The 16,959-nt window shown below is 67.8% G+C and carries 16 protein-coding genes; 10 read left to right on the forward strand and 6 right to left on the reverse strand.

The features are described from left to right. Positions 1-181: 181 nt before the first annotated feature. Positions 182-904, reverse strand: coding sequence for a response regulator (locus tag WKB25_RS20715; protein WP_340572703.1), 723 nt, complete (start codon positions 902-904; stop codon positions 182-184). Positions 905-1,032: 128 nt separating this feature from the next. On the opposite strand from WKB25_RS20715, the gene rlmD reads away from it, so the two are divergent. Next, on the forward strand, positions 1,033-2,367 hold the full coding sequence (rlmD, locus tag WKB25_RS20720) for a 23S rRNA (uracil(1939)-C(5))-methyltransferase RlmD (RefSeq protein ID WP_340572704.1): 1,335 nt from the start codon (positions 1,033-1,035) through the stop codon (positions 2,365-2,367). 57 nt (positions 2,368-2,424) lie between these two features. Here the strand turns inward: rlmD and WKB25_RS20725 are convergent, their stop codons facing one another. Continuing rightward, positions 2,425-3,045, reverse strand: a complete 621-nt coding sequence (locus WKB25_RS20725) for a hypothetical protein (RefSeq protein WP_340572705.1) — start codon at positions 3,043-3,045, stop codon at positions 2,425-2,427. A 92-nt stretch (positions 3,046-3,137) separates the two neighbouring features. Here WKB25_RS20725 and WKB25_RS20730 point away from each other — a divergent pair, with 92 nt between their 5' ends. From WKB25_RS20730 to WKB25_RS20765, 8 genes are all read left to right on the forward strand, one after another. Further along, the gene (locus WKB25_RS20730) at positions 3,138-3,623 is read left to right on the forward strand and encodes a CYTH domain-containing protein (protein ID WP_099818940.1); all 486 of its coding nucleotides are present in this window, start codon (positions 3,138-3,140) and stop codon (positions 3,621-3,623) included. 84 nt (positions 3,624-3,707) lie between these two features. Beyond that, positions 3,708-4,415, forward strand: a complete 708-nt coding sequence (locus WKB25_RS20735; protein ID WP_340572706.1) for a DsbA family oxidoreductase — start codon at positions 3,708-3,710, stop codon at positions 4,413-4,415. 162 nt (positions 4,416-4,577) lie between these two features. Next, positions 4,578-5,585, forward strand: coding sequence for a beta-N-acetylhexosaminidase (nagZ, locus tag WKB25_RS20740; RefSeq protein ID WP_340572707.1), 1,008 nt, complete (start codon positions 4,578-4,580; stop codon positions 5,583-5,585). Further along, on the forward strand, positions 5,585-6,139 hold the full coding sequence (locus WKB25_RS20745; RefSeq protein ID WP_025879180.1) for a hypoxanthine-guanine phosphoribosyltransferase: 555 nt from the start codon (positions 5,585-5,587) through the stop codon (positions 6,137-6,139). Before nagZ ends, WKB25_RS20745 begins: the two co-directional genes overlap by 1 nt. 81 nt (positions 6,140-6,220) lie before the next feature. Continuing rightward, the gene (locus WKB25_RS20750; protein WP_340572708.1) at positions 6,221-6,967 is read left to right on the forward strand and encodes an S-methyl-5'-thioinosine phosphorylase; all 747 of its coding nucleotides are present in this window, start codon (positions 6,221-6,223) and stop codon (positions 6,965-6,967) included. An 88-nt stretch (positions 6,968-7,055) separates the two neighbouring features. After that, positions 7,056-7,262 carry a cold-shock protein gene (locus tag WKB25_RS20755; protein WP_019183439.1) on the forward strand — a complete coding sequence of 69 codons (207 nt, stop codon included), beginning with the start codon at positions 7,056-7,058 and terminating at the stop codon, positions 7,260-7,262. Between the two features lie 377 nt (positions 7,263-7,639). Then, positions 7,640-8,908: an NAD(P)/FAD-dependent oxidoreductase gene (locus tag WKB25_RS20760; protein ID WP_340572709.1), complete on the forward strand. Its 1,269-nt coding sequence runs from the start codon at positions 7,640-7,642 to the stop codon at positions 8,906-8,908. Between the two features lie 178 nt (positions 8,909-9,086). Further along, positions 9,087-9,356, forward strand: a complete 270-nt coding sequence (locus WKB25_RS20765; RefSeq protein ID WP_340572715.1) for a hypothetical protein — start codon at positions 9,087-9,089, stop codon at positions 9,354-9,356. A gap of 21 nt (positions 9,357-9,377) precedes the next feature. Here the strand turns inward: WKB25_RS20765 and pdeM are convergent, their stop codons facing one another. Genes pdeM through WKB25_RS20785 form a run of 4 tightly spaced genes read right to left on the reverse strand, consistent with a single transcriptional unit; the run spans position 9,378 to position 15,067 of the window. Beyond that, positions 9,378-10,019 carry a ligase-associated DNA damage response endonuclease PdeM gene (gene pdeM / locus WKB25_RS20770; RefSeq protein ID WP_340572710.1) on the reverse strand — a complete coding sequence of 214 codons (642 nt, stop codon included), beginning with the start codon at positions 10,017-10,019 and terminating at the stop codon, positions 9,378-9,380. Beyond that, on the reverse strand, positions 10,009-12,468 hold the full coding sequence (locus tag WKB25_RS20775) for a ligase-associated DNA damage response DEXH box helicase (RefSeq protein WP_340572711.1): 2,460 nt from the start codon (positions 12,466-12,468) through the stop codon (positions 10,009-10,011). Before WKB25_RS20775 ends, pdeM begins: the two co-directional genes overlap by 11 nt. Then, positions 12,465-14,072 (reverse strand): ATP-dependent DNA ligase, encoded by a 1,608-nt coding sequence (locus WKB25_RS20780; protein WP_340572712.1) that lies wholly within the window; start codon positions 14,070-14,072, stop codon positions 12,465-12,467. Before WKB25_RS20780 ends, WKB25_RS20775 begins: the two co-directional genes overlap by 4 nt. Next, complete coding sequence (locus WKB25_RS20785) at positions 14,069-15,067, reverse strand: ligase-associated DNA damage response exonuclease (protein ID WP_340572713.1); 999 nt, start codon at positions 15,065-15,067, stop codon at positions 14,069-14,071. The genes WKB25_RS20780 and WKB25_RS20785 overlap by 4 nt, the downstream gene beginning before the upstream one ends. Positions 15,068-15,181: 114 nt before the next feature. Between WKB25_RS20785 and WKB25_RS20790 the strand changes: the two genes are divergently transcribed. Next, complete coding sequence (locus tag WKB25_RS20790; RefSeq protein WP_340572714.1) at positions 15,182-16,819, forward strand: acyl-CoA dehydrogenase family protein; 1,638 nt, start codon at positions 15,182-15,184, stop codon at positions 16,817-16,819. Positions 16,820-16,959: the final 140 nt, after the last annotated feature.

Below are 16,959 nucleotides of genomic sequence, written 5' to 3' on the forward strand. Positions count from 1 at the left end.
GGCGGCATGGGCTGGCAGGACCGTTGGCGCCATGGATGGCGCCATCGAGCCCCCATGGATGGGTTTACGGCGTGTCCTGCCAGCCCATGCCGCCCCGCCATCCCGCAGGAAGCCGCTTTGGCTTTGGCCGTTGCTCCGGCTGTTGCCTCTGCGGGTGCCGGGCGCAGCCCGGCCGAACCCCTCAGTGCAGCAGCGCCGCTACGGCGGCGCGGAACACTGCCTGTGCCTGCCCCGATTCGGGCGTGTGGTGCAGCTGCCGCACCGCGCGTGCCAGTCGCGCTGCACCCACGAACCCGCAGCTGGCCTGCAACCGGTGCAGCTGGCTGCGCAGCTGGCGCTCGTCGTGCTGGTCCACGGCCTGTTCGACCGCGTCGCGCACGCCCGGCAGTTCGGCCAGGAACAGTTCGCGCAGGGCGATCAGGTGGTTGCGCTGGCCATTGAGCGCGGCCAAGGCGGCGGTTTCATCCCAGTCCTCCAGCGCCAGCTCGGCCGCCGCTGGCGGCACCGTGGAACCGGCGGGGCTGTTGACCAGCGCACGACGGACCGCCTTCAGCAGCTGGTCGCGGCCCAGCGGCTTGACCAGGGTGTCGCTGAAGCCGGCCTCGCGCAGGCGTGCATGAATGGCAGCATCGCCGTCGGCGGTATGCGCCAGCGCCGGGGTGTCCGGGTGCGAGCGGCGCAGCTGGTGCAACAGCTGGGCACCATTGCCATCGGGCAGGTTGACGTCGATCAGCCACAGATCGTGGGCACCGGGCTCGGCGCGCGCCAAAGCGCTGGCTAGTGAGTCGGCGGTATCCACATCCGCTGGTAACGTTTCCAACGCCGCTTTGAAAAAACCACGGCTGATGATGTCGTCCTCGACAAGCAGGAAGCGGGGTCGACTGGCCCGCGGGGTCATCTGCATCAGGGCTGCCTCCATGTCAGCTGGGGTCAATCATCAAGCACGGCGGCGGCGGGCGCAAGCGGCCAGCGGCCCCGCCGGTCAGGATCTGCGACAATACGGCCCCACTTTTGCCCGCAGCCTGTTGCCACGTGGCCCGATCCCGCTCCCGTATCGACCGTACTCCCTTCCAGACCGAGATCCTCGACCTCAGCCATGATGGCCGCGGTGTTGCCCGCCGTGAAGGCGAGGGCGGCAAGGTCACCTTCATCAGCGGCGCCCTGCCGGGCGAAGTGGTGATGGCCGAACAGACCGCCCGCAGCCGCCACTTCGATGAGGCGCGCACGGTGCAGGTGCTGCAGGCCTCGCCGCAGCGGGTGACCCCCAAGTGTCCGCATTTCGGCACCTGCGCCGGCTGCGTGCTGCAGCACCTGGATGAAGACCAGCAGATCGTCGCCAAGCAGCGCGTGCTGATGGACAACCTGGAGCGCATCGGCCATGTGAAGCCGGGCACCGTGCTGCTGCCGCTGGTCGGCGACAGCTGGGGCTACCGCCGCAAGGGCCGGTTCTCGGTGCGCCGGGTCGAGAAGAAGGACAAGACCCTGGTCGGCTTCCGCGAGCAGGACCCGCGCTTCGTCGCGGACCTGCAGCAGTGCCTGACCGTGATCCCGGAAATCGGCACCAAGGTGGAGGTGCTGTCGACCTTCATCGAATCCCTGGACGGCAAGCGCGACATCCCGCAGATCGAGTTCATCGCCGGTGACCAGGCCGTGGTGCTGACCGTGCGCCACCTGCAGCCGCTGAGTGATGCCGATCGTGCCGCCTGGGCAGCCTTCGGCCAACAGCACGGCTTTGTCATCTACCTGCAGTCGGGCGGCGTGGACACCGTGCAGCCGCTGGACGGGCAGGGCGTGGCGCTGTCGTTCCGGCTGGCGCCGTGGGATGTCGAACTGGCGTTTCGTCCGCTGGATTTCATCCAGGTCAATGCGAAGCTCAACGAGAAGATGATCGCCCACGCGCTGGACCTGCTTGAGCCGGGTGCCGACGAGCGCGTGCTGGACCTGTTCTGTGGCCTTGGCAACTTCACCCTGCCGCTGGCACGCAAGGTGCGCGAAGTGGTGGGCGTGGAAGGTGATGCCGGGCTGGTGGCGCGTGCGCGCGAGAACGCCGAGCGCAACGGGCTGGCCAACGCGCAGTTCTACAGCGCCGACCTCACCCAGGACCAGCGCAGCACGCCGTGGATGCGCCAGGGCTTCGACAAGCTGCTGCTGGATCCGCCGCGTTCGGGCGCCATCGAAGTGCTGCAGCAGCTGCCGTTGAAGCAGTTCAAGCGCATCGTCTATGTCAGCTGCCATCCGGGCTCGCTGGCCCGCGATGCCGGTTATCTGGTCAACGAACAGGGCTTCACCCTGGTCAGCGCCGGTGCGATGGACATGTTCCCGCATACCGCGCACGTGGAAAGCATCGCGGTGTTCGAAAAGCGTTGATGCCTGCGGCGCCGGGGGCTGCCCGGCGCCCTTGCTGCCTGCACGGAGGCAGCGGGGTCAGTCGCCCGGGGCGTTCTGCCACTGGCCGTCCACGCGCACGAAGGCCATGGACTGCTCGCCGCGCTCGTTGCCGTCGCCCGCGCGCACCGTGCATTCGATGACGGCCTTGTCGCTGGCGACGTCGCAACTCCTCACGTCCTGCACCTGCAGGGTACCGGCCGCCTGCTCGTAACGCGCACGCAGGGCGGGGTCGGCCTGCTGCTGCGCCTGTGCGGCGATCCGCTCCCGCAGCAGGGCCTGCACCCGATCCTTCGGCGGCGCCGGAACTGGGACATCGCGCTGGTCAGGCAGTGTCCACACGCCGCCCACCAGGGCCAGCCGCAGCAGTTGCGGTCGCGAATTGATGCCTGCGCTGGCGGTGGCGATGCAATCGACGGCGTCGCCGGCCTCGGCGGGTGCGCAGCTGTCCAGGGCTTGCAGGCGCGGCCGGAAGGTCTCGGCAACCAAGCGGCTGCTGTCGCTGGCGGGGCGATCGGCAATGGCCTGATCGAACATCCGGTCCATCGCGGCCTGTGCCTGCTGCAGCGATGGCATCGCCGTTGATGCGGCATTGGCGGCCACACACGGCAGCAGTGCCGACAGGGCAAGACAGCGACGAAGACGACGGGGTAGTGACATGAGCGACCATTCCTTGGTTGGGGCCGCGCAGTGTAGTCGTGCCTGTCGCCGCGCCGATAGGCAGCGTCTGGCGTGAGCCGCATACTGTGCCCATGGGCATTGAAATCGAACGCAAATTCCTCGTCACCCATGATGGGTGGCGCACCGCCGCGCACCGGGTCATCCCGATGGCGCAGGGCTACATCAACGATCTGGGCGCGCTCGACCGCGGCACCCAGAACGCCTCGGTGCGGGTCCGCATCGAAGGCGAGAAGGCCGCACTGAACCTGAAGTCGCGAACGCTGGGCCATACCCGGCAGGAGTTCGACTACCCGATTCCGGTGCAGGATGCGCGCGACCTGCTGGCGCTGTGCGTCGGCGGCCTGATCGACAAGCGCCGGCATCTGGTCGCGTACGCCGGCCTGACCTGGGAAGTGGACGAGTTCCTTGGTGACAACGCCGGCCTGGTGGTCGCCGAAGTCGAGCTCGACAGCGCTGACCAGGCCATTGACCTGCCGGACTGGGTCGGCGCCGAGGTCACCGATGATGCGCGCTACTACAACGTGGCGCTGGCCAATAATCCCTATTCACAGTGGTGAAATCCTGAGGCGGAGCGAACGGAATAGCGACTTGATTCCCTCCGTCCCCCTTTTTTCGGGGCGAGCAGGCCACATGTCGCAGGGATGAGAATCGACATCTACTCCGACGTGGTCTGCCCCTGGTGCTGGATCGGCAAGCATCGCTTCCAGCAGGGGGTGCAGTTGCTGGGTGCCGACGCGCCCGAACTCGAGATCCACTGGCAGCCGTTCCAGCTCGACCCGGATGCGGACGCCACCCCGGTGCCGCTGCGCGAGGCCTATGTGCGCAAGTTCGGCGGTGCCGAGCGCACCGAGCAGATTCTTGGCCAGACCCAGACCACCGCGCGGGCCGAGGGCCTGCCGATGGACTTCAGCCAGGGCCAGGTGCGGGTAACCACGCTGCCGGCGCATCGCCTGCTGTGGCTGGCGGGCCAGCACGGCGCGCAGGAGGTGGTCGGCGAGGCGCTGTTCCGCGCCCATTTCGAGCATGGGCGGAATCTGGCCGACCCGGCAGTGCTGGTCGAGGCTGGCGCTGCGGGTGGTCTGGCTGCAGATGAGATCCAGCAGATGCTGGCCGGCGATCGTGGCCTGGCCGAAGTGGAAGCGGGCCTGGCGCAGGCCCATGCACTGGGTATTTCCTCGGTGCCCACCTTCGTCATCGACGGCCGCTGGGCGGTTTCCGGCGCCCAGCCGCCGGAAGCCTTCGCCAACGCCCTGCGCCAGATTGCCGCCGAGCAGGCGGCGGGACAGGGCGCGCAGGGTGCTCCGGATGGCAGCGGCGACGCCTGCGGCGCGGACGGCTGCAAGGTCTGACCGGACCGCAAAAGGGGACGGAGGGGATTAAGTCGTATTCGGCACCAGTGGGTCGATTGCGCGTTAATCCCCTCCGTCCCCTTTTTTGACCACTGCGCCTGTTGGCCGGTTCTGCGACAATGCGGCACTGCGCCATGCGGGCGCCCGTTGTGGAGATCGACCATGCTGCTGATCGGCGTTGCCGGTACTGAACTGACCGCCCAGGAACGTGACTGGCTGCAGCACGACGCTGTGGCCGGGGTGGTGCTGTTCAAGCGCAACTTCGCTTCGCGGCAGCAGGTGACCGAACTGTCCGCGGCGATCCGTGCTGCCGCACCGCGTCCGCAGTTGATCTGCGTGGACCAGGAGGGGGGGCGCGTGCAGCGCTTCCGCGAGGGCTTCAGCGAGCTGCCGCCGCTGCAGGACATTGGGGTCCAGTACGCCAGGGACCCCGACGCTGCGCTTGCCTTGGCCGAGCAGCACGCCTGGTTGATGGCCAGTGAAGTGCGTGCCAGCGGTGTGGACCTGAGCTTCGCGCCGGTGGTCGACCTTGGCCGTGGCAATCGCGCCATCGGCAACCGTGCCTTCAGTGAAGACCCGCAGGTCGTGGCCGCGTTCACCGCCGCCTATGTGCGTGGCATGCACGCGGTCGGCATGGCCGCCACCCTCAAGCATTTCCCCGGCCATGGCACCGTGCTGGAAGACACCCATGTGGATACCGCGATCGATCCGCGTGCGCTGGATGAACTGCGCGCACAGGATCTGGTCCCGTTCGCGGCCGGTATCGCCGCCGGTGCCGATGCAGTGATGATGGCGCACGTGATCTATCCGCAGGTCGCACCGGAACCCGCTGGCTATTCGCCGCGCTGGATCCAGCAGATCCTGCGTGCCGAGCTCGGCTTCCGCGGCGTGGTGTTCTCCGATGACATCGGCATGGCCGCCTCGCACAGCGCCGGTGGCGTGCCGGCGCGCGTGCACGCGCACCTGGATGCCGGCTGCGATGTGGTGCTGGTCTGCCACCCGGAACTGGTCGATGAAGCCCTGCACGCGGTGCAGGGACGCTCCCTCAATACCGCTGCGCTGCTGGGCCTGCTCGGCCGCGGCGCGCTTGGCTGGGATGGCCTGCTGGCCGATGCCCGCCATGGCGACACCCAATCCCGTCTGCTTCAAACCCTTGGAAGAACCGTCTGATGCCGAACCTCACCATTTCCCAGGCCCTGGCCCAAGCTGACCTGCTGGTCGATCGTCCCACCATCGACAAGGCCATTGCCGGCATCGCCGACGCCATCGCGCGCGATTACCAGGGCGAGGTGCCGCTGTTCCTGTCGATCATGCACGGTGCGCTGCCGTTCGCAGGCCAGCTGGCACTGGAGCTGGGTGCGCGTGGCCAGGACGTGCAGTTCGATTACCTGCACGCCACCCGTTACCGTGGCGAGACCACCGGTGGCGACCTTGTGTGGAAGCACAAGCCGGCCACCGCGCTGTTCGGCCGTCGCGTGCTGCTGGTCGACGACATCCTCGACGAGGGTTACACCCTGCAGGGCGTACGCACCTGGTGCCTGGAGCAGGGCGCGACCGACGTGCGCATTGCCGCGATGACCGTGAAGAAGCACGACCGCGCGCTGCCGGACGTCACCGCCGACTACGCCGGTATCGAACTGCCGGATCGCTACGTGTTCGGTTTCGGCATGGACGTCAACGAAACCCTGCGCTGCGTGCCGGCCATCTACGCGATGAAGGAATAACAACGCGGCCGCCTGCGGCCTGCGTTTCCTGCCGCCGGCATCCTCGGGTGCCGGCGTTCTTTTTTCTCTGGAGTGCTTTTCATGCAACAGATCGCCCTGGCCGTGATTGGCGGCACCGGTGTCTACAACCTGGCCAAGCTTGACGACGTGCAGACCCACGAAGTCTCGACCCGTTTCGGACAGCCGTCCGGCCCGGTGCGGATCGGGACATTGCTCGGTCATCGCGTGGCTTTCCTGGCGCGCCACGGTGAAGGTCATTCGCTGCCGCCGCACAAGATCAACTACCGCGCCAACCTGGCCGCGCTGCAGCAGATCGGCGCGCAACGGGTGCTGGCACTGAATACCGTGGGCGGCATCGGTGACGATTTCGGTCCGCGCGTGCTGGCCTGTCCGGATCAGGTAATCGATTACACCTGGGGCCGGATCAGCACGATCTGCGAAGAAGAAGGCACCGACGTGGTGCACGTTGACTTCGGCCATCCGTACACGCCGATGCTGCGCAGCAAGATCCTGGCGGCGGCGAAGGTGACCGGTGTGAAGGTCCATGATGGCGGTTGCTACGGCGCAACGCAGGGCCCGCGACTGGAAACCATCGCCGAAATCGCGCGCATGCGCCGCGATGGCTGCGACCTGGTAGGCATGACCGGCATGCCCGAAGCGGCGCTGGCACGCGAGCTGGGGCTGGATTACGCCTGCCTGGCGATCATTGCCAACTGGGCCGCCGGGTGCGGCGACGGCGAGGAAATCACCATGGCCGAAGTGCTGGCCAATGTGCAGGCCGCCAGCAACGGACTTCCGGAACTGGTCGGCGAATTGGCGCGGGGGTGATTGTCTTCGCGTAACAAGCTTTGCATACTCAGCTTGTGCGCGGGTTCAGCGTACACCACCCATTCATTGCATAAGGTCACGCATCACCATGCCGAACGGTACCGTCAAGTGGTTCAACGACGCCAAGGGATTTGGCTTCATCTCGCCGGAGGACGGCAGCGCCGACGTCTTCGCGCACTTCTCCGCGATCAACTCCAAGGGCTTCCGCAGTCTGCAGGAAGGCCAGAAGGTCACCTACGACGTGACCCAGGGCCCGAAGGGCGCCCAGGCCTCGAACATCGTTCCGGCCGAGTGATCCACTCGATAGTGCGTTGAGAACCCCGCTTCGGCGGGGTTTTTTTTGCGGGCCGTGAAGATGCTCTTGCTGCGGGAGCGCCTGTCCTTGCGTGCGAATGTCCCCCGGCGCCGGCCTGCGGCCATCGCCTCCTCCTTTACTTCGCACGCAAGGACAGGCGCTCCCGTTGCGGAATCGCGCGCGCGCCAGCAGAGGCCATGAAAGCCGAGCGCCGCCAGCACTGTCGGCTCTCCTGCGAAGTAAGGCAGGAGGCCGCCGCGCAGAGGCTGCCGGGGGACATTCGCAGGAGAGCCTGCAGCGGTGGCGGAGCCCGATGCACAGCTTCTGCTGGGAAGGCAGCTGATGTACCGCCCCTGCGCCGATGGCACAATGCGGGCATGACGGAACGACTGCGCATCGCCGTAATTGGATACGGCACCGCTGGCCAGGCATTGGCCATCCTGCTCACCCGTGATGGCCACGAGGTGGAGATCTTCGAACGCGTGCCGACGCCAGGGCCGGTGGGCGCAGGGTTCCTGCTGCAGCCCAGCGGACTGCAGGTGTTGTGGCAGATGGGCCTGCTCGATGCGGTGCGTGGCTACGCCATGCCGGTGCGCCGGCTGTATGGCGATACCCCGTGCGAGCGCGCGGTGATGGACATGGGCTATGACGGCCTGGATGCGCGCCTGCATGGCCTGGGCATGCAGAGGGGCGCGTTGTTCTCGGTGTTGGACCAGGCGCGCGAAGGCGCCGGCGAGCTGCACGTCGGTACGACCATCGTCGAGGTCGACCACCAGCAGGGACGCTTGCGCGACAGCGACGGCCGCACGCATGGACCGTTCGACCTGGTGGTTGCCGCCGATGGCGCTGCGTCCACGCTGCGCAACGGCATCGAAGGCGGCGTGGCGCTGGACCGGGTGTACCCGTGGGGCGCGCTGTGGTGCCTGTTGCCGGCCGAAGACTGGCCGCACACGCAGCAGCTGCGGCAGCGTTACGTCGCCGCGCGCAAGATGATCGGCCTGCTGCCGGTCGGTACCCGTCCGGGTGACGATACGCCTCGCCTGAGCTTCTTCTGGAGCCTGCCGCGCGCGGATTTCGAGCGCTGGCAGGGCGACGGCATGGCGCCCTGGCTGGAAGAACTGCATGCGCTGTGGCCACAGGCGGGCGCGCGCTTCGCCCATCTGCAGGGCGCTGGGCAACTGGCGCGGGCGGTGTACCGCGATGCTGTGATGAAGCGTTGGCATCAGGGCCGGCTGGTCCTGGTCGGTGATGCGGCGCATGCGATGAGCCCGCAGCTGGGGCAGGGCGTGAACATGGCGCTGCTGGATGCGCTGGCACTGCGCGACGCGTTGCGCACCCATGGTGGCGGTGAACCGGCATTGCAGGCCTATCAGGCGCAACGGCGCGCGCACGTGGCGGTCTATCAGCGCTGGAGCCGCTGGCTGACGCCGCTGTTCCAGTCCGATCGCGATGCGTGGGCGAAGGCGCGCGACGTGCTGCTGGGGCCGATGGGACGACTGCCTGGCGGGCGCGGGCACATGCTGCGCGTGCTCAGCGGTACCCAGCACGGGTGGCTGGGCGCGTTGCCGCTCGATCCGGCATTCATCGAAGCGCTCGCCGCTGCGCCCTCGGCCGCACAGAACGTGGCAATTCCGGCCACTGCGTGAAGCCTTTCGTCAGGTCACTTAACGATTACCTCACCCCGTATATGCGACAAGAGATGAGCACGTGGCAGCCGCGTCGCCCGCTTTCCTTTTCGTGATCGATCATCGCGTGGCCCGGGTGGCGCCGCCGTCGCTGCCTGCTGCGGCCCGGATGCGCCGCACGATGCACGAGGAGGACGCCATGTTGTTCGCGGTCGAGAAGCTGGAATCGGAAATCTGCAAGCTGCGCGGTCTGCTGCGGATGCTGCACGAGGACCAGCCCGACGTACTGGAAGATGTGTTCGAGTTCCATGTCGGCAGTTTGATCAGCCACGCATCACCGGAAAACCACGACCATATCCGCGCCTGCGCCCACGAGATGCTGGTGGCGATACAGGCACTGCCGCGCCACGCAGACGAGGAAGCGCCGGATTTCAGCCAGATGCCCGGGATCGTCGCCCGCCCGTCGTAATGCAGGCCAGGCCTCGACGAATCAGCGAACCGGCAGCGGCACCACGCTGTCCTCCACACAGGCGAGCAGCTGTTCGCGCTGTGCCAGTACAGGCACGACACCGGCGGTGAATGCCGAGAACGCCGGCAGGATGGTGATGCCCTGGCGCAGCCAGAACGCGGGGAAGCGTCGACGCAGTGCCGGCAACGCAACCTGCGGGTGCACATGGCCCGCCAGCACGTGTGCGGAGGCATCGGCCAGCGGCTCGTGCCGCAGCAGGAACGGCCCCAAGCGCGCGTCGTCATGCATCTGCACCTGCAGCGCCGCCTTCGGCAGATCACGGTCGTGATTGCCACGCACCACGTGGATGTCCAGCGCGGCGTGTTGTTCGCGCCAACCGAGCCATTGCTGGTACCAGGCCGCGCGATGCGCCGGGCCATGCAGGACGTCGCCGAGAATCCATAGCTGTTGGCAGTGGTGGGCGGCCACCAGGTCCTGCAGGCGCTGCAGGTCATCGCCGGTACCGCCGGCCGGCAGGGCGATTCCCGCGCGGCGGAACACATCCGCCTTGCCCAGGTGCAGGTCGGCGATCAACAGCGTGCGACGCGCCGGCCACAGCAGCGCCCGACCGCCCAGCAGCAGCATCGACTCACCGCCCAGCTGCAGCGGCAGATCAGCGGCCATGACGGCGCTCCAGCTGCTGCGCCGCACGCTGCACGCGTGTGCGCCAGTCTTCATTGCTGAACTGCCCACGCAGACGTTCGGCCCACAACGGAAATGCCAGTGGGGTAAGTGACGATGGCTGCTGCAGCAACAACGAACGTGTGGCGATGCCGGCCAGCACCTGCTGCAGCCCGGGCAGATCCAGGCTGTCGTGCAGCACTTCATGCTCGGCCAGTGCCAACAGCAGATGCTCCGGGTCGTGCTCGCGCAGTACGTCATGCAGCAGGCCGGCGGAAGCCTGCAGCTCGCGCAGCGAGCGTGGCATGCCACCAGGCAGGCTGGGCACCAGCAGGCCGGCCACCCGCGCGATGCCGCGGAACTGACGGCGCGCCAACTCGCCCAGGTTCACCGCTTCGCGCAGGTCCTGCAGCAGGCCGTCAGCATCCAGCATCGCCCGCCAGTCCTGTTCCTGCAGTTCCACCGGCGTTGCCGGCGCCAGCACCAGGCCATGGTCGTTCACCGCATAGCCGATGCTGTTGCGCTGCCGCCGGGTGCAGCGCAGCGCCAGCAGCGCAGCCAGCGCTTCATGCACATGGCGGCCCGCAAAGGGATAGACGAACAGGAACTGGCCCTCGCGTCGGCGCACGTCTTCCACCAGCAGGTGGCCGGGCGATGGCGGCGCAGACAGCTGCGACTGCAACGCCAGCAGCGGCGCAAGCCAGCGCGACTCCACGCTCTGGTCGGCGCCTGACAGCACCATCTCCAGTTCGCGCCCCAGTGGCATCGACAACGGCAACTGCCCGCCCTGCCAGCGCGGCACCACGCCATCACCACCGCCGCGTGCCACGCGCACGAACGCGGTCATGTCGCGCAGCTGCACCAGCTCCAGCAGGCGTCCTGCAAACTGGAAGCGATCGCCCCGGCGCAGGCGACTGGCGAACTGCTCTTCCACCGCGCCCAGGCTGCCGCCACGCAGGAACTGCACGCGCACGCTGCCGTCGCTGCTGATGGTGCCGATCGACAGCCGATGGCGCAGCGCCTGGCGGCGATCGGGCATGCGGTAGATGCCATCGGCATCGCGTACCACCTTGTGGAACTCCGGATACCGGGACAGCGCACGTCCGCCCTGCACGATGAAATCGAGCACGGCATTCCATTGCGCGTCTTCCAGCGCGGCGAAGGCATGCGTGCCACGAACCTGTTGCAGCAGTGCATCGCCGTCGAAACCGCCAGCGAGTGCGCGGCTGACCGCATGCTGGGCCAATACATCCAGCGACAACGTGGGAGGACGTCGCGCTTCGATCACCCCGTCATGCAACGCGCGTCGGGCTGCCGCGTACTCGGCCAGTTCCAGCGCGTGGCTGGGAATGCACAGTATCTCGCCACTGGCACCGGGCCGATGGCGCGCACGCCCGGCCCGCTGGCGCAGGCGGGCCACGCCCTTTGGGCTGCCCAGCTGCAGCACCTGGTCCACTTCTGGAAAGTCCACGCCCAGATCCAGGCTGGACGTGGCCACCACGCACCGCAGCGTGCCTGCACGCAGTCCGTCTTCCACCTGCTGGCGCAGCGTGGGATCCAATGAGCCGTGGTGCAGGGCGAGCGTGCCGGCATCTTCCGGCCACACCGCCGCGAGGGCCTGGTGCCACAGTTCCGCCTGCGCACGTGTGTTGGTGAAGAGCAGGCTGCTGCGCGCGCGGAACACTGCATCGAGCACGCGCGGAAGCTGGGAAAGGCCTAGATGCCCGGCCCATGGAAAGCGTTCGCCGGGTTCGGGCAGCAGGCTGCGGATCGTCACCGGCCGCTGCCGTGCGCCCTCTACGATCGGTGCCTGTGGCTGGTGCGGCAGCAGTACGTCGCGTGCCTGCGGCAGGTTGCCCAAGGTGGCCGACAGCCCCCACAGCTGCATCGCAGGCGCAGCCGAACGCAGCAGCGCCAGGTTCAACTGCAGCAGCACGCCGCGCTTGTTGCCCAGCAGTTCGTGCCATTCATCCACCACCACGCAGCGCAGCTGGCGCATGCGCTCAACGGTGTCGGGATAGCTGAGCAACAGCGCCAGCGACTCCGGTGTGGTCACCAGCACGTCGATGCGACCTTCGCGCGCCAGGCGCCTGTCGCGGGTGCTGGCATCGCCGCTGCGCAGCCCCACGCGCCAGCCCAGGCCAAGGCCGTCGATCGGCGCCTGCAGCGCGCGTGCGGTATCGCTGGCCAGCGCCCGCAGCGGTGTCACCCACAGCACCTGCAGCGGACGTACCGCGCTGGCACGACGCGGTGCGGGGGGCGGGTCGAGCATCGCCTGCAGCAACGGGCCACCGAACATGGCAAGGGTCTTGCCGCTGCCGGTGGGCGTGTGCAGCAGGCCCGATTCGCCGGCCAGGTAGTGACGCCACATCGCGCGCTGGAAGGGCAGGGGACGCCAGCCGCGGCTGCCGAACCAGTCGTTCAGGCGCTGCAGCGCATCGCTGCGCTTCATCGCGCCAGCGCCTGCAACTGGGCCAGATGGTCAGCTTCGGCGGCAGGTTTGTCGTGGCGCCAGCGCAGGATGCGTGGAAAGCGCACGGCGATGCCGGACTTGTGGCGCGCGCTGCGGTTGACCGCTTCGAAGCCGAGTTCGAACACCTGCTCGGCATTGACGCTGCGTACCGGACCGAAGCGCTCGCGGGTATGCGCGCGGATCCAGCGGTCGAGGGCGAGGATTTCCTTGTCGTCCAGCCCGGAATAGGCCTTGGCCACTGGAACCAGCGTGTCGCCGTCCCATACCCCGAAGGTGTAATCGGTGTAGAGCGTGCTGCGCCGGCCATGACCCGCCTGTGCATACAGCAGTACGGCATCGATGGTGAGCGGCTCGACCTTCCACTTCCACCAGTCGCCACGACGACGCCCGGATTGGTAGATCGAATCGCGGCGCTTCAGCATCAGCCCTTCTACGCCGCGCTCGCGCGATGCTTCGCGTAGCTGCGTGGCATGCTGCCAATCGTCGGCGGGCACCTCGGGCGACAGCTGGATGCGCGGATCGCTGAGCGCGCCGACCACCTCGGCCAACTGCGCGCGACGTTGCTGCAGTGGCAGCGCACGCAGGTCTTCACCGTCGCGCTCAAGCAGATCGTAGGCGAGCACGCGCACCGGCGTGTTGCGCAGGGTGGCGGCGCCGGGTTTGCGGCGCTGGATGCGGGTCTGCAGCGCGGTGAATGCACGCGGAAGATTGTCAGCGTCGTCCCATGCCAGCAGCTCTCCATCCAGCACGCAGCCATCGGGCAGCAAGGCGGCGGCCTGTTCGATCTCCGGGAAGCGACCGTCCAGCCGTTCTTCGCCGCGCGACCACAACGCCACCTCACCCTGGCGCCGCAGCAGCTGCAGGCGGATGCCATCCCACTTCCATTCCAGCAGCCAGTTGCTGATCTCGCCCAGCCGCTCGGTGGGCTCACCTTCCAGCGGCGAGGCGAGAAAGAACGGGTAGGGCTGCTGGCGATCGGTAGGCAGTTCTTCTGCAGACAACAAAGTGGCCAGCAGGCCGGGGGAAGGTACCCAGTGGCCGAGCATGCGCTGGGCGATGCGGGCGATGTCGAGCCCGGACCACTCGGCCAATGCCTGCTGCACCACGCGCTGCGATACACCAACGCGCAGGGCACCGGTCAGCAGCTTGTTGAAGACCAGACGTTCGGCCGATGCAAGCTGTCGCCAGCCCTCGACTACAACGGCACGACGCGCGGGCTCTGGCTGGTTGGCGACGGCAAGCAGGTGCTGTTCGATCCAGTCGGCCAAGGGGCGATCCTCACCTTCGCTGGCAGGATCGTCCAGCAGCAGCGTGAGCGTCTCCGCAAGGTCGCCGACCTGCGCGTAGCTGTCCTCGACCAACCATGGCGGCAGGCCGGATTCTTCAGCGATCCACGCCCGCAGCTCGCCACTGCCTGCGATCTTGCGGTGCGCGCCGCCCACCTTGCCACCACTGAGCAGGTACAGCGCCCACGCCGCGTCGTGCGGTCGTGCATGCTGGAAGTAGTCGATCAATGCCGCGCGCTTGTCCAGCGTCGCGGTGCTGCGATCCAGCCGCTGGTACAGCGCGGCGAAGACCTTCATTCCTCGCCTCCGAAATCGGTGCGGAAGGCTTCGGCGGCAATGCCGCGTTCGCGCAGGTATGGAATAAGCGCATCGGTGTTGCCGTGGGTGGCAATGATCCTCTGCGCGCGGGTCTGCGTGATGGTCTGCAGCAGTGCTGGCCAATCGGCATGGTCGGAGATCACGAAGCCGCGGTCGACGTTGCGGCGGCGACGATTGCCGCGCAACTGCATCCAGCCCGAGGCGAAACCGAGCTGGTGGCGGCCGAACCGGCGCAGCCAGGGCGTGCCGGCGGCCGAGGGCGGTGCCAGGATCAGCTGGCCTGCGGCATCGGGCTGACGTCCCTGTTCGGCAACCGTGAGCGTTTCGAGCATCGGTACACCGGCCTGGCGATAGACGGCGACGCCGTTGGCGATGGCGCCATGCAGCCAGGCAGGCTGGTCATCCACTGCGCGCAGCTCGGCAAGCACACGTTGCGCCTTGCCCAGTGCATAACAGAGCAGTATGGCCGCCTCCCCACGCTGCGCACACTCGCGACGCCAGGCGGCGATCTCGGCCGCCACTGCGCGGGTATCCGGCCAGCGATAGATCGGCAGTGCAAAGGTTGCCTCGGTGATGAAGGTATCGCAGGGCACCACTTCGAACGGTGTGCAGGTGGGGTCGGGCTGGCGCTTGTAGTCGCCCGACGCGACCCAGACCTGCTCACCATCGTCGATGCGCACCTGCGACGAGCCGAGCACGTGGCCGGCCGGATGCAGCGATACCTGCACCCGGCCCAGCGCGAACGGCACGCCCTCGGCATGCGCGTGCAGTGGTACATCGCCCAGGCGCCAGCGCAGGATCGGCACGCTGCCGGTGCTGCAGTGGTATTCGCCCATGCCGGGTCGCGCATGGTCGCCATGGCCGTGGGTGATGACCGCGCGCGGTACCGGCCGCCAGGGATCGATATGGAAATCGCCTGCCGCGCAGTACAGCCCTTCCGGCCGCAGTACCACCAGATCGTCATTGCCTGCCATGCCATCACTGTGGCGCGGTGGTCGTGCACACCGCGAGAATCGGCCTGAACGCGGGGTTGCCGGACGATACGGCACAATCGGGCCGCACACCTCTTGCCGGCGGGGAAGGAACCGATGAGTGGACCGAGCTTCAACAGCAGCGCTGCCTACGAAACCCACGTGGTGCTCAACCAGCCGCCACCGTTCGCCGGTCGCCAGCTGTGGACCGACGACATCGCGCTGATGGAGGCCGTGCAGCGCGAGGGTGCGGCAGCGTTCGCGCCACGCCTGGCGGCGTATGGAGGGTTGGCCGGCGACGAGCTGTACCGCATCGGCTTCGACGCCAACCGCGATCGCCCGCGCTTGCGCACCCATGATGCGCAGGGCCATCGTATCGATACCGTGGAATTCCATCCGGCGTATCACCAGCTGATGCAGACGGCGAAGGAGCATGGCGTTGCAGGGCTGTCCTGGCACGAGCCACAGCCCGGCGCCCATGTTGCGCGCGCTGGGCTGAGCTACCTGCACCACCAGGCCGAGGCCGGCACCAGCTGCCCGTTGACCATGACCCACGCCGCGGTGGCCGTGCTGCGCGGGCAACCGCATCTGGCCGAGTGGTCGCGCAAGGCCGCCGCACCGGTATACGATCCGCGTGACGTGCCGGTGGCCGACAAGGCCGGGATCACCCTGGGCATGGGCATGACCGAGAAGCAGGGCGGCTCGGACGTGCGCGCCAACACCACCCGCGCCGAACCCATCGATGGCGAGCGCTATCGGCTGATCGGGCACAAGTGGTTCTTCTCCGCACCGATGTGCGATGGCTTTCTGGTACTGGCGCAGGCGCCGGCCGGATTGACCTGCCTGTTGATGCCACGGCGGCTGGCCGACGGCGATCGCAATGCGTTCCGCCTGATGCGCTTGAAGGACAAGCTGGGCGACTGGGCCAACGCCTCCAGTGAAGTGGAGTTCTGCGGTGCGCAGGCCTGGCGGGTGGGCGAGGAAGGGCGTGGCGTGGCCACCATCATCGGCATGGTGATGATGACCCGGCTGGACTGCATGCTGGGCGCTGCGGCGGAAATGCGCATGGCGCTGGCGCAGGCGCTGCATCACGCACGGCATCGGCGCACCTTTGGAAAGCCGCTGCTGGACCATCCGCTGATGGCCAACGTGCTGGCCGATCTGGCGCTGGAATCGGAAGCCGCTACGGTGCTGGCGATGCGTATCGCGCGCGCGGTCGATCACGCCGGCAGCGATCCGGTCGAGGCCGCGCTCGCGCGGCTGGGGACGGCATTGGGCAAGTACTGGATATGCAAGCGTGCGCCTGTGTTCGTCAACGAAGCACAGGAATGCCTGGGTGGTGCCGGCTACGTGGAGGAATCAATGTTGCCGCGGCTGTACCGGCAGGCGCCGTTGAATTCGATCTGGGAGGGCAGCGGCAACATCCAGTGCCTGGATGTTCTGCGCGCGTTGGCGCGCGAACCGGAGGTGCTGGCGGCACTGCACGGTGAACTGGAGGCGGTGGCCGACCGTGATGCGCGCTATGCGGCGGCGCTGCAGCATTGGCGAGATGCGGCGGCACCGGAGGAGGCACAGGCGCGGGTGTTCTGCGAACGAACTGCCTTGCTGCTGCAGGCGGCGTTGTTGCTGCGCGCACGCAGTCCGATGGCAGAAGCATTCATCCGCAGCCGGCTGCAGGGCGAACATGGGTTGGCATTCGGCACGCTGCCGGCCGGGGTGGATGTGGCGGGGATGCTGGCGCGCGCGCTGCCGTAGGTGACGGCCAACGGCGGAGCCCGTCGTGGTGGGCGCTGCTGGAGTGTGAGCAGCGCCGCGCGGGTGCGCTGCGCAGGGGGGCGCTGCAAGTACGTCCCTGTAAGCTCGGTCGCCGCATCCATGCGGCTCACGCCCCTGCG

It is taken from the genome of Stenotrophomonas sp. G106K1, assembly GCF_037969685.1.
GTDB classification, from domain to species: Bacteria; Pseudomonadota; Gammaproteobacteria; order Xanthomonadales; family Xanthomonadaceae; genus Stenotrophomonas; species Stenotrophomonas lactitubi.